The organism is Pseudomonas sp. W2Oct36 (assembly GCF_041060465.1).
Lineage (GTDB): Bacteria > Pseudomonadota > Gammaproteobacteria > Pseudomonadales > Pseudomonadaceae > Aquipseudomonas > Aquipseudomonas graminis_B.
Genome location: NZ_JAUERW010000011.1, coordinates 1 through 12838, shown reverse-complemented (window position 1 = coordinate 12838; position 12838 = coordinate 1). Strand labels below are relative to the sequence as shown.

13 protein-coding genes are annotated in these 12838 nt (G+C 60.8%); 4 read left to right on the top strand and 9 right to left on the bottom strand.

The window, feature by feature from the left end; genetic code table 11:
• Positions 1-34 precede the first annotated feature (34 nt).
• The 3 genes from QWI18_RS15535 to QWI18_RS15525 all read left to right on the top strand — a co-directional run bounded on the left by QWI18_RS15535 (position 35) and on the right by QWI18_RS15525 (position 2204).
• Complete coding sequence (locus QWI18_RS15535; protein ID WP_065988365.1) at positions 35-406, top strand: hypothetical protein; 372 nt, start codon at positions 35-37, stop codon at positions 404-406.
• An 85-nt stretch (positions 407-491) separates the two neighbouring features.
• Complete coding sequence (locus QWI18_RS15530) at positions 492-1253, top strand: YdcF family protein (RefSeq protein WP_192133533.1); 762 nt, start codon at positions 492-494, stop codon at positions 1251-1253.
• Between the two features lie 474 nt (positions 1254-1727).
• On the top strand, positions 1728-2204 hold the full coding sequence (locus tag QWI18_RS15525; RefSeq protein ID WP_369319212.1) for a transposase: 477 nt from the start codon (positions 1728-1730) through the stop codon (positions 2202-2204).
• Between the two features lie 749 nt (positions 2205-2953).
• On the opposite strand, the gene lnt is transcribed toward QWI18_RS15525, so the two are convergent.
• From lnt to miaB, 5 genes are all read right to left on the bottom strand, one after another.
• On the bottom strand, positions 2954-4474 hold the full coding sequence (gene lnt / locus QWI18_RS15520; protein ID WP_192133537.1) for an apolipoprotein N-acyltransferase: 1521 nt from the start codon (positions 4472-4474) through the stop codon (positions 2954-2956).
• A 26-nt stretch (positions 4475-4500) separates the two neighbouring features.
• Complete coding sequence (locus tag QWI18_RS15515; RefSeq protein WP_065988361.1) at positions 4501-5343, bottom strand: HlyC/CorC family transporter; 843 nt, start codon at positions 5341-5343, stop codon at positions 4501-4503.
• A gap of 5 nt (positions 5344-5348) precedes the next feature.
• On the bottom strand, positions 5349-5879 hold the full coding sequence (ybeY, locus tag QWI18_RS15510; protein WP_369319211.1) for an rRNA maturation RNase YbeY: 531 nt from the start codon (positions 5877-5879) through the stop codon (positions 5349-5351).
• Entirely contained in the window at positions 5872-6888 is a 1017-nt protein-coding gene (locus tag QWI18_RS15505) for a PhoH family protein (RefSeq protein ID WP_065988359.1), read from the bottom strand. The genes ybeY and QWI18_RS15505 overlap by 8 nt, the downstream gene beginning before the upstream one ends.
• A 262-nt stretch (positions 6889-7150) precedes the next feature.
• A complete protein-coding gene (gene miaB, locus QWI18_RS15500; protein WP_172609812.1) occupies positions 7151-8479 on the bottom strand; it encodes a tRNA (N6-isopentenyl adenosine(37)-C2)-methylthiotransferase MiaB in 1329 nt (442 codons plus the stop codon).
• Positions 8480-8610: 131 nt separating this feature from the next.
• Between miaB and QWI18_RS15495 the strand changes: the two genes are divergently transcribed.
• Positions 8611-8937 carry a DUF1820 family protein gene (locus QWI18_RS15495; protein WP_065988358.1) on the top strand — a complete coding sequence of 109 codons (327 nt, stop codon included), beginning with the start codon at positions 8611-8613 and terminating at the stop codon, positions 8935-8937.
• Between the two features lie 54 nt (positions 8938-8991).
• Here the strand turns inward: QWI18_RS15495 and QWI18_RS15490 are convergent, their stop codons facing one another.
• The 4 genes from QWI18_RS15490 to QWI18_RS15475 all read right to left on the bottom strand — a co-directional run bounded on the left by QWI18_RS15490 (position 8992) and on the right by QWI18_RS15475 (position 12545).
• Positions 8992-9558: a tetratricopeptide repeat protein gene (locus QWI18_RS15490; protein WP_065988476.1), complete on the bottom strand. Its 567-nt coding sequence runs from the start codon at positions 9556-9558 to the stop codon at positions 8992-8994.
• A 198-nt stretch (positions 9559-9756) separates the two neighbouring features.
• The gene (hemL, locus tag QWI18_RS15485; protein ID WP_369319210.1) at positions 9757-11040 is read right to left on the bottom strand and encodes a glutamate-1-semialdehyde 2,1-aminomutase; all 1284 of its coding nucleotides are present in this window, start codon (positions 11038-11040) and stop codon (positions 9757-9759) included.
• Between the two features lie 57 nt (positions 11041-11097).
• Entirely contained in the window at positions 11098-11724 is a 627-nt protein-coding gene (gene thiE / locus QWI18_RS15480) for a thiamine phosphate synthase (RefSeq protein ID WP_369319209.1), read from the bottom strand.
• Positions 11725-11747: 23 nt separating this feature from the next.
• Positions 11748-12545, bottom strand: coding sequence for a hydroxymethylpyrimidine/phosphomethylpyrimidine kinase (locus QWI18_RS15475; RefSeq protein WP_065988475.1), 798 nt, complete (start codon positions 12543-12545; stop codon positions 11748-11750).
• Between the last annotated feature and the right edge of the window lie 293 nt (positions 12546-12838).

Sequence of the window (12838 nt, the reverse complement as noted above, 5' to 3'; positions counted from 1 at the left end):
GGGGGTAAGTGTTTATCTTCAGTGAGGTGAACGGATGGCAGAGCTGCAGCATGAAGTAGAGCAACCTGATGTGTATGACCGTCTGATCGATCGTCTGGGCCTGGCTCTGGACACGGCAAAAACAGCGGTGCGACTTCGAAACGAATCCCCCGTTGAGCTTGAGTTGCGTGGCTTGAGTCACGCCGAGTTTCAGTTGATCGAGGCTTATCTGGGCAGAACCGAAGTCGTTGTCAAAGAGGATTCTCCGATCGCCACGAGGGGAAGTTCCAGCACCTCACGGGAGCCTTCAGAGCCGATGCGAGCGTCCCATCCCCACGCCAATGTCATCTGGCTCAAGGATCAGCGCCGAGCCAAGGTGTCGGCAAAGTTGAGTCGCTACAGTTCCAGCAAACATTTCAAGCGTTAACTTCTGCGGGGGCTGACCCCGGCCAATCGAGCATTGCTGCTTAGCGTCATTGCTTCTAGGCTTCGGGCATCTTTGGAGATGCCCGATGCCCTTTCGTTACTTCATCAAAAATCTGCTGCTGCCTCCGGGCCTTTTCCTGCTGTTGTTAGTGCTCGCCTGGTGGTTGAGAAACAGGCGACCGGTGTTGGCGCGGGTGCTGTTCGTGATGGGCGTTGGCGGGATGGCCGCGATGAGTCTGCCGATTGTGGTGGAGTGGTCGGCGAAGGGCATCGAGCGCATCCCGCCGCTGCCGCAGAGCAAGTGGGCAACGCTGGCCCAGCGCGCCGATGCGATCGTGATTCTGGGCTCGGGCCGGGAACGCAATGACCCGAGCTGGGGCACCGACATCCCGACGGGGGTTGCGCTGGAACGCATGAGATACGCCGCGCGTCTGTCGAAGGCGTCGGGCCTGCCGATCCTCACCACCGGCGGGCTGCATTACGGCGAGCCGCCGAGCGAGGCGGCGATCATGGCCGACTCCCTGCGCGACGACTTTGGCGTGACTGTCCGTTGGCAGGAAGGTGAAAGCCGCACGACCTGGGAAAACGCCAAGATGACGGCCGCGATCCTATTGCCCCAGGGCATCAAGCGTGTGGTCGTGGTGACCCAGGCGTGGCACATGCCGCGTTCGGTCTGGAGTTTCGAGAAGGCCGGGTTCAGCGTGGTTCCAGCTCCGGTCGGCTTCCTGAGCGTGGACAACGCCCGCCCATTTGGAGGCTGGACGCCGGAGGCGAGGGCGGTGTGGCAGAACGGGCAATTGATCAACGAAGCGGCGGGGTTGGTGGGGTATCGGTTGTTTTACCGGTGAGCTGAGCAGCAGGCGTTCGGTCCCGCTGTCAAAGCGCGTATCCCCTGACACCGCGCACGCTGTTAGTGGGACCGGCTTTAGCCGGGAAAGCGCCGGGTGTCACACTGCAAATCTGATGATGCGCAAACTGGCCTCTTCCCGGCTAAAGCCGGTCCCACTAATAGACCGCATGCATCCAGTCATGCTGGTGCCCAATTGTAAGATCATGCGCACTCAGCGGGACTGGCGGTGGCCCAATGGTGGAACCGTACGCGTTCAGCGAGACTGGCTGCGGTTTAATGTGGGACCGGCTTTAGCCGGGAAGGGGTCGGGTATCACACCGCATATTTGATGGTGTTCATGCGGGCCTCTCCCCGCTGAAGCCGGTCCCATGGGGATGTCATCATCTATCAGAAATCTCTCGATACCCACCCGCTATAGGTAAAGGGTTCACTGCTTTTACTGTTCGCCTTCACAACGAGGGAGAGCGGCGAAATGTATGGAAGCAAACATGAACGGTCTTTGCGTATCGGTCGATATTCCCAACAGGGGAACGTCTATCTCGTAACCTCTGTGGTGAAGGATCGCACCCCTCTGTTCAGTAATATTCAAATAGGCCGCCTAGCGGTTCAGGAAATGAAACGTTTGCACGACTCAGGCGTTGTGCACTCATTCGCCTGGGTGGTTATGCCCGATCATCTGCATTGGCTGTTTGAACTCAAGTCAGGATCACTGCCTGCGCTCATGCAAGCGCTGAAGGGCAGAACCGCTTTCGCAGTGAACAAGGCACATGGCGCAAAAAAAATGACATGGCAGAAGGGTTATCACGATCATGGGGTCAGGGCCGATGAGGAGCTCGTCGAAATGGCTCGCTATGTCATTAACAACCCGATTCGAGCAGGGCTGGTGATGCACCGGGGGGACTATCCACTGTGGGACTGCGAATGGATGCTTGAGTGGGACTGCCTTTAGCTGTCCCACTAATAGACCGCGTGCGTTCAATCAGGCTGGTGCAGGCCAACTGTGAGACCTCAAGCAGTCAGCGGGGCTGGCTGAGGCTCAATGGTGCGACTGTGCGCAGTCAGCGGGACTGGCGAGATTTATTGTGGGACCGGCTTTAGCCGGGAAAGCGTCGGGTGTCACACCGCATATTTGATGGTGTTCGTGCCGGCTTCTTCCCGGCTAAAGCCGGTCCCACTAATAGTCCGCGTGCATTCATTCAGGCGGGTGCAGGCCCAATTGTAGGATCGCGCGCAGTCAGCGGGACTGGCTGTGGCTCAATGGTGGGACCGTCCGCATTCGGTGAGACTGGCTGAGATTTATTGTGGGACCGGCTTTAGCCGGGAAAGCGTCAGGTGACATACCGCATGTTTGATGGTGTTCGTGCCGGCCTCTTCCCGGCTGAAGCCGGTCACACTAATGGTCCGCGTGCATTCATTCAGGCTGGTGCAGGCCCAATTGTAGGATCGCGCGCGGTCAGCGGGGCTGGCTGTGGCTCAATGGTGGGACTGTCCGCATTCGGTGAGACTGGCTGAGATTTATTGTGGGACCGGCTTTAGCCGGGAAAGCGTCGGGTGTCACACCGCATGTTTGATGGTGTCCGCGCTGGCCCTTTCCCGGCTGAAGCCGGTCCCACTAATGGTCCGCGTGCATTCAGTCAGGCGGGAGCAGGCCAGTTGTAGGACCAAGCGCAGTCAGCGGAGCTGGCTGCGCTCGAGGGCTCACACCGCCTTCGCCATCCGACCCGCGAAGAACGCCCAGCCGATCAGCAGCAGTGACAGCACGATCAACGGCCACGAGCGCCAGTGCAGGTACGGCGTGAGGTTTTGCATCGGGGTGACTTCGCCGTACATCACGGCGCGCTCGAACTGCGGCACGGTGGTAGTGATTTCGCCGAACGGGTCGATCAGCGCGCTGACGCCGTTGTTGGTGGCGCGGATCATCCAGCGGCCGGCTTCCAGGGCGCGCATCTGCGCCATCTGCAAGTGCTGCAGCGGACCGATCGAGGTGCCGAACCACGTGTCATTGCTCACCGTCAGCAGCAGATCGCTTTGCGCCGACAGCCCTGCGGCGAACTCCGGGTACACCACTTCGTAGCAAATAAACGGCGCGATCTCATAACCCTTGGCCTGCAACAGCGCTTGCCCGGACGGCCCGCGCGCAAAGTCGGACATCGGCAGGTTGAAGAACCCGATCAACCCCCGCAGCAGGTCCTGCAACGGCACGTACTCACCAAACGGCACGAGCTTCTGCTTCAGGTAAGTGCCATCGCCTTCACCGGTTACGGTAATGGCGTTGTAGTAACGGTATTCCCCATGGGTGCCTTTCTCTCGCAGTGGCACGCCGGTGATCAGCGCCGAATCGCGCTCGGCCGCAAACTTGCCCATCACCGACAGGTAGCCTTCGACCGATTCCTTGAGCACAGGCACGGCGGTTTCCGGCCAGATGATCAGGTCAGCTTTCTTCGAGGTGAACGTCATGTCGCGGTACAGCGCCAGTTGCGCGTTGAGCGCCGCCGGGTCCCACTTCATGCTCTGTTCGACGTTGCCCTGCATGGCTGCGACGGTCAGCGGCTTGCCGGCAGGCTCGGTCCAGGCGTGATCTTTCAGGGCCAGCCCGGCAACCCATGGCGCCAGCAGCAACGCAATGCCTGCCGCCAATTTTGGCGCGCGGGTGCGCAAACGAGGCAGATTGCACAGCAGCGCGGCACTCAGGGCGAGCACAAAGGAGATCAGCCACATGCCGCCCAGTGGCGCGAGTCCTTTGAGGGGGCCGTCCAATTGGCTGTAGCCGGAATAAAGCCAGGGGAAACCGGTGAGGAACCAGCCGCGAAACATCTCCTGGCCGAACCACAGGGCTGCGAAGGCTAGAGAGTCTGCCAGCGGCGCTTCGTTACGACGGATCCAGCGGGCCCAGATCCACGCCGGCAGGGCGAAGAAAAACGCCACCGCTGCGCAGAACAGCACCATCAGGAAAGCCGCCAGCCAGACCGGCGCCTCGCCATAGGTGTGGATGCTGACGTAAATCCAGCTGGTGCCGCCGCCGAACAGGCCGAACCCGTAGGACCAGCCGCGCCAGAGGGCCTGACGCGGTGTGAGGTCACGCAGACCGAGATAGAAAACCACCAGCGCGACAATCGCCAGGGGCCAGATATCGAACGGTGCCAGGGCCAGGGTAATCAACGCGCCGGCCACCATGGCCAGCAGGTTACCGGGCCAGCCGGGGCGGGTGATCCAGCGCATTTACATTCCTTAAAGCGGGTAGGGCATTACGTGCGGTTGATCGGGCTCAGGCGCAGCAAGTGAATACGACGGCTGTCGGCATTCAGGATGCGGAAACGGTACGCGCCGATTTCGGTGATTTCATTACGCTTGGGCAGATGCCCGAACGCGTTCATCACCAGACCGCCGACGGTGTCGAATTCGTCATCGGAGAACCCGCTGTCGAAGAACTCGTTGAAGCTCTCGATCGGGGTCAGCGCCTTGACCAGGAAATCGCCACTGGGCAGCGGCTTGATGTAGCTGTCTTCCTCGACGTCGTGCTCGTCTTCGATGTCGCCGACGATTTGCTCGAGCACGTCTTCGATGGTCACCAGACCCGCCACGCCGCCGTATTCGTCGATGACGATGGCCATGTGATTGTGGTTGGCGCGGAATTCCCGCAACAGCACGTTCAGGCGCTTGGATTCAGGGACGAAGGTCGCCGGGCGCAGCAGACTTTTCACGTCGCCGCTGCCACCGTCTTCCTTGAGAATCAGCGGCAGCAGGTCTTTGGCAAGCAATACGCCCAGCACGTCATCGTGGCTTTCGCCGATGACCGGGTAGCGTGAGTGCGCCGAATCGATCACGGCTGGCAGGAATTCGCGCGGGGTCTGGCTGGCCTTGATGCTGATCATCTGCGAACGCGGCACCATGATGTCGCGGACCTGCAGGTCGGCGACCTGGATAGCGCCCTCGACGATGGCCAGCGCTTCACTGTCCAGCAGCTTGTTCTGATGGGCTTCGCGCAGCAGCTCCAATAGCTCCTGACGGTTTTTCGGCTCATGGGCAAATGCCTGGGTCAGTTTGCCCAACCATGACTTTTGCCCGTTGCTCGATCGGTCTTCGCTCATAGCCCTTACTCGTGGTCCTTGGCTGATGTTTCTAAATGGGGTGTATCGGAATGCGATGCTTCTGAATGAACAGCGTCGACAGGTTCGTCGTCCGCGTAGGGATCCGGATAGCCAAGTTCTGCAAGCAACTCCCGTTCCAGCGCTTCCATCTCTTCCGCTTCGTCATCATCGATGTGATCGTAGCCCAACAGATGCAGGCAACCATGAATCACCAGATGCGCCCAATGGGCATCCAGTGATTTGCCCTGTTCAGTGGCTTCACGGGTGACCACAGGCACGCAGATGACCAGATCGCCCAACAACGGAATGTCCAGCATCTCGTCGGGGACGTCGGCAGGAAACGACAACACGTTGGTGGCGTAATCCTTGTGCCGCCACGTGTTGTTCAGCTCTCGGCCTTCCGCTTCGTCGACGAGGCGAATCGTCAGTTCCGAGTCAGCCGGACGCTGACGCAGGCCCATTTCACACCAGAGGCGGAACTGGGCTTCGCTCGGGGCGCTGGCCTGACTCGCAAGTTGCAGATCCAGCTCAAGCATCGCGGCGAGTGTCCGGTGAACCGTGGGGAGCGGCCGGATTGTCGGTGCGTTCTTCGTAGCGCTCGTAGGCTTCGACGATGCGCTGCACCAGCGGGTGGCGCACGACGTCCTTGGGCTTGAAGTGGGTGAAGCTGATGCCCGGCACGTCCTTGAGCACTTCAATGACGTGGTTCAGACCGGATTTCGTGCCCTTGGGCAAGTCGATCTGGGTCACGTCACCGGTGATCACGGCCGTGGAGCCGAAGCCGATACGGGTCAGGAACATTTTCATCTGCTCGACGGTGGTGTTCTGACTCTCGTCGAGAATGATGAAGCTATTGTTAAGCGTGCGACCGCGCATGTAAGCCAGCGGCGCGACTTCGATCACCTGCTTCTCGATCAGCTTGGCGACGTATTCGAAGCCGAGCATTTCGTACAGCGCGTCATACAGCGGGCGCAGGTACGGGTCGATTTTCTGGGACAGATCGCCGGGCAGGAAGCCGAGCTTTTCGCCCGCTTCTACGGCAGGACGCACCAGCAGAATGCGGCGGATGGTCTCGCGCTCAAGCGCATCCACCGCAGCGGCCACCGCCAGATAGGTCTTGCCGGTACCGGCCGGGCCGATGCCGAAGTTGATGTCGTTGGCGAGGATTTCCTTCACGTACCGCTGCTGATTCAAGCCACGGGGGCGAATCATGCCTTTCTTGGTACGCAAAGCGACGCCGACCTCGGCAGCAGGGTGGTTGTCCAGCTCTTCGACGCCGGATTCCTGCAGAAACAGATGGACCATGTCCGGTGACAGCTCGGTCGCTTTCGTTTCCCGATACAGCCGGCGCAGCAGGTTCTCTGCCGAGGTGGTTTGTTTGCGTTCGCCGATCATCTCGAACTGGCCTCCGCGATTGCGGATCTCGATGTCCAGGCGCTGTTCGATCAAGCGCAGATGCTCGTCGAATTGCCCGCACAGATTGGCGAAGCGGTGAGCCTCGATAGGTTCGAGGCTGAAGCGATGTGGTTCGATAGGTGCGTTCAAAGTGGTTTTGGGCCGCCCGACGGCAATGTGAAGTGACGTGAAGGATAACCCCTGCAGGCAGTGTCCGGAAGGGTTCGCGCACTAATGGGTAAATGAGGTCAGCAGACGCCCGGCAGGATGCCCTTTGGCAGACAGCCCGCCGTGTCCGTGCGCCGAATCGCGGGCCGGTGCAGCCGACGTATGGCGGCTGTCCGGCACCTGATTCAACGCTTGGGCCTGCACGAAAAAATAGACGTGACGATTACATTGGGGCGCTTTTGGCTTATTGCAACAACGACCCGCGCAGCGAGTGGGGTTGGGCGCTGTCGATGTACACGTCGGTGAACTGGCCGATCAGCCGGGGGTTGTCGCAGCGGAAATTGACGATCCGGTTGTTCTCGGTACGGCCCTGCAATTCGCCCGGGTCCTTCTTCGAATAGTCGGTGACCAGAATGCGCTGCACGGTGCCGGCCATCTTGCGGCTGATATCCAGACCCTGACGGTTGATCAGGTCCTGCAGCTGCTTGAGGCGTTCTTTCTTCACTTCTTCCGACGTGTCATCGGCCAGATCGGCCGCGGGCGTGCCGGGGCGCGCGCTGTAAACGAAGGAGTAGGAGAAATCCATGCCGACGTCTTCAACCAGCTTCATGGTTTGCAGGTGATCCTTCTCGGTTTCGCCCGGGAAGCCGACGATGAAGTCGGAGCTGATGCAGATGTCCGGTACCGCCGCGCGCAGCTTGCGCAGGCGTGACTTGTATTCGAGCACGGTGTGATTGCGTTTCATCGCCGCAAGAATCCGGTCGGAACCTGATTGCACGGGCAAATGCAGATGCTTTACCAGTTCCGGCACTTCGGCGTGGGCTTGAATCAGGCTGTCGGAGAATTCCAGCGGGTGCGAGGTGGTGTAGCGAATGCGGTCGATGCCGTCGATGGCTGCAACCACGCGGATCAATTCGGCCAGATCAGCGAGGCGCCCGTCGTGGGTTGTGCCACGATAGCCGTTGACGTTCTGGCCCAGCAGGGTCACTTCACGCACGCCGTTCTCGGCCAGATGAAGCACCTCGTTAATGACGTCGTCGAACGGCCGGCTGACTTCCTCGCCACGGGTGTAAGGCACCACGCAGAACGTGCAGTATTTGCTGCAGCCTTCCATGACCGACACATAAGCGCTCGGGCCATCGACACGGGGCTCGGGCAGGTGATCGAATTTTTCGATTTCAGGAAACGAGACGTCAACCTGGGGCAGGCGCGTGATGCGCGCCGCGTCGATCATTTCCGGCAGGCGGTGCAGGGTCTGCGGGCCGAAGACCACGTCGACGTACGGTGCGCGGTCGCGGATGGCCGCGCCTTCCTGACTCGCCACGCAGCCACCGACGGCGATGACCATTTCCGGGTTCGCCAGCTTCAGTTCCCGCCAGCGGCCAAGCTGGGAGTACACCCGATCCTGCGCCCGCTCGCGGATTGAACAGGTGTTGAGCAGGATGACGTCGGCGTCTTCCGCCCGTGCGGTGACTTCCAGTGCTTGATGTTCGCCCAGCAGATCGACCATGCGCGAGCTGTCGTACTCGTTCATCTGGCAGCCGTGGGTTTCGATGTAAAGCTTCTTGGCCATGCGCGGGTTCATCAGGTGATTCAAAGAACCGCGCATTATAGGGATGCGGGCCCCGGCTTCCTAGCGTCGTCTAACCAGCGGCATGCTATAGTTCGCGCCCTTTTCAAAACGCTGACCACTGCCTGCCTGTTATGACCAAACGCGAAGCTCCAATCTACAAGGTGATTTTTCTCAACCAGGGACAGGTGTTCGAGATGTACGCCAAACAGATCTATCAGAGCGATCTGTGGGGTTTTCTGGAAGTGGAAGAATTCGTCTTCGGCGAGCGCACCACCGTGGTGGTCGACCCGAGTGAAGAGAAGCTGAAGGCGCAGTTCGATGGTGTCGTACGCAGCTTCGTGCCGATGCACTCGATCGTGCGGATCGATGAAGTCGAGCGGATGGGCACAGCGAAGATCACCGAGGCGCGTCACACCGGCAACGTCATGCCGTTTCCGATGCCCATGCCGGACAAGTAACCGACGGTCTACAAGTAGCCGATACCGGACAGGCGATCGGCAATAACACCGGGATCAGGGCTTGACGCTGTCGGCAGGGAAGGGCGCAAACGGTGTGCGTCCTTCAGCGGTTTGCAGCTCCAGCAGGTATTTGCGGAAGATCTGCCCGAGCACTTGTGTGGCCACTTCGAGATCCTCGCGCTTCATCTGTGCCGACACTTCATCCGCCTGGTCCAGTGCATCTTCCGAACCGTTGACCGCCGCCATCTTCAGCACGATATACGCCTGAATGTTATTGGCCTGCACCCCTTCGCCACGAAAGAACATCAAACCCAGCTGGTACTGCGCCTGGGCATGGCCCTGCAACGAAGCTTTTTCGAAATAGTTGAGTGCCTGGGGCAAGTCACGTGGCGCACTTTTGCCCTCGTAATAGAACTCCCCCAACTCGTATTGCGCCTGCGCATCCCCATCCTGAGCCGCCTGCTGACAAGCGGACAACGCTGCTGGCAGGTTGTCTGGCTGGGTATCGAGGGTGCAACGACCCACCGCCGGGATCAACAACGAGTTGCCACCTGCATTAGCCAGCAGGGGATGAAGAAGCAACAGGCAGCCCAATGCAAGGGTGCGGCCGGTGCGATTCATGGAAGTCGACTTACCTCTGAAAAAGGTGCGGGCATGCCCGTCCAGCGAAACGTGCTGGCTGCGCATTATGAAATAAGCGAGGGCAACCTTACAAAGTCTTTACTGATTTTCTGCTGCGCGGGCTTGATAGACCTGAATTCAGGGCGGTTGAGCAGGCCGTAGACACTCGGGCGGCATCCGTTCCGCCCGGTCTGCCGGTCATTTCAGTTGAGCGAATGCTTTTTCTGCCGCGTCCAGCGTCTGCTGCAACTCCGCATCACCGTGGGCGATGGAGGTGAAGCCGGCCTCGAAGGCGCTTGGCGCCAGGTACACGCCGCCTTCCAGCATCAGGTGGAAGAACTGCTTGAAGCGATTGGCGTCGCTGGTCATCACGTCCTGGAAGGTGACGATTTCTTTGGCGTCGCTGAAGTACAGGCCGAACATGCCGCCCGCCTGGGTGGTCACGAACGGGATGCCGGCGGCGTCGGCGCGCTGTTGCAGGCCTTCCAGCAGGCGCGTGGTGAACGCAGTCAGTTCGTCGTGGAAACCCGGGCGGCTGATCAGACGCAGGGTGGTCAGACCCGCCGCCATCGCCAGCGGGTTACCCGACAGAGTGCCGGCCTGATACACCGGGCCCAGCGGCGCGATGTGCGACATGATTTCGTGCTTGCCGCCGAAGCAGCCGACCGGCATGCCGCCGCCGATGATCTTGCCGAAGGTGCTCAGGTCCGGCTTCACGCCGTAGTACGCCTGCGCGCCGCCGAGGGCAACGCGGAAACCGGTCATCACTTCGTCGAAAATCAGCACCACGCCATGTTCGTCGCAGGCCTCGCGCAGGCCTTGCAGGAAACCCGGCGCGGGCGGCACGCAGTTCATGTTGCCCGCCACCGGCTCGACGATGATGCACGCCACTTCCTGGCCAACGTCAGCCAGCATCGTCTTGACCGCGTCGATGTCGTTGAACGGCAGGGTCAGCGTGTGCTTGGCGAACGCCGCCGGTACGCCGGGCGAACTCGGTACGCCCAGGGTCAGTGCCCCCGAACCGGCTTTCACCAGCAGGCTGTCGGAGTGGCCGTGGTAGCAGCCCTCGAATTTGATGATGCTGTCCCGACCGGTAAAACCACGGGCCAGACGGATCGCGCTCATGGTCGCTTCGGTGCCGGAGCTGACCATGCGCACCATTTCCATCGACGGCACGATCGAGCAGACCAGATCGGCCATCTCGGTTTCCATCGCGGTCGGCGCGCCGTACGACAGACCGTGTTCCAGCTGCTTGCGCACGGCGTCCAGCACGTCCGGGTGGCTGTGGCCCAGAATCATCGGGCCCCACGAGCCTACGTAATCGACGTAACGCTTGTCGTCTTCATCGGTGACGTAGGCGCCCACCGCGTGCTTGAAGAACAGCGGCGTGCCACCGACGCTTTTGAAGGCGCGGACCGGCGAGTTGACGCCGCCGGGGATGTGTTTCTGGGCGTTGGCGAACAGGGTTTCAGAACGGGACATGATGAGGTCTCTGTTTGAATCGGGAATGAATGAGTGCGTAACCGGCCTGATTCAGAATCAGGCGGGCTTGAACAAATCGTTGAAGGCGCGGGCGCGGCGGGTGACTTCCTGGGTGGTTTCCGCGCCGAACAGCCCGTGCACGACGGCCAGCAAGTCGGCGCCATGGGCCACCAGCGGCGCGGCGTTTTCCAGGGTAATCCCACCAATCACCGCGATGGGCAGATTGATGCGCTTGCGCGCCTGGCTGAGCAGGTCGAGGCTGCACGTCGGCGCGCCGGGTTTGGTCTGGGAATTGAAAAAGCGTCCGAGGGCGACATAGGTGGCGCCGTCGGCCTTGGCCTTGTCGGCCAGCTCAAGCTGCGCGTGGCAGGTCGCCCCGACAATGGCTTTGTGACCGAGCAGGGCGCGGGCGTCCGGCAGCGAGCCATCGGTTTGCCCCAGATGCACGCCGACACCCAGCCGCGCGGCCACTTCGGCGTCGTCGTTGATGATCAGGCGGGTCTTGTAGCGCTCGCACAGTTTGAGCAGCGCCGAGGCCTCACGCAGGCGGCGGGTCTCGTCACCGGATTTGTCGCGGTATTGCAGAAGGGTCACACCGCCATCGAGGGCGGCTTCGACGTAAGACAGGAATTTACCGGCCAACAGCTGGCTGTCGGTCACGGCATACAAGCCACGTAATCTCATCAAGGTGCCTCTTTTTCGTGGCGTTACGAGCAGAAATCCAGCGGCAGGCGGCGCGGAACAAATTGTCCCCGGCCCAGCTGTTCGGCATCGCGCAGCGTGCGCCAAGTGTAGTCCAGCGCCATTTGCACAGCGCCGATCAGGTCCTGACCCTGGGCCAGTCTTCCCGCCAGTGCGCTGGCCAGTGTGCAGCCGGAGCCGTGATAGCTGCCCGGCAGACGCTGACAGGTAAAGGTGCGTGACTGACCGCCGCGGATGTACAGGCGGTTGTGAACTTCGTGCTCATCGCCATGACCGCCGGTAATCAACAGGTGCTCACAGAACGGCAGCAGCTTCTCGGCGCACTCATCGGCCGTGCCTTCAGGCAGCTCAGCCAGAATGCGCGCTTCCGGCAGGTTCGGCGTGGCGATAGTCGCCAGAGGCAAAAGACGCTCGCGCATGGCGTAACCCACTTCGTCCTTGCCCAGCCGACCGCCGCCACCGGCACGCAACACCGGATCGCAGACCATGGGCAGGTGCGGATGCGCCGTCAGCAGTTCGACGACGGTGTCGACCATCTCCAGCGAACCCAGCATGCCCAGCTTCACTGCCGCGACGACGGAATCGTTGAGCACGGCATTGGCTTGCGCCAGCACCCACTCACGATCCAGCACGCGAAAGTCAGTGACGTTCACGGTGTCTTGAACAGTGAGGGCGGTGATGGCGGGAGCCGCGTGGCAACCCTGGGCGAGCAGGGCTTCGATATCTGCCTGCAAGCCGGCGCCGCCACTGGGGTCGTGACCGGAGAGACAGAGGACAACAGGGCGGGAGCTATAGATATTCATGGTGCGCGAGCTTACCACTAAAGTTTTTGCCGGTGGGACCGGCTTCAGCCGGGAAGGCGCCAGTACAAACACCATCAATTTTGCGGCAGGACGCATGCTGTTAGTAGGACTGGCTTCAGCCGGGAAAGCGCCAGTGCAAACACCATCAATTTTGCGGTGAGACATCCGACGCCTTCCCGGCTAAAGCCAGTCCTACAAGGGAACGCTGTGTTTCAGTAGGACCGGCTTCAGCCGGGAAGAGGCAGGTGCGTTCACCATTGATTTTGCAGCGAGACATCCGACGCCTTCCCGGC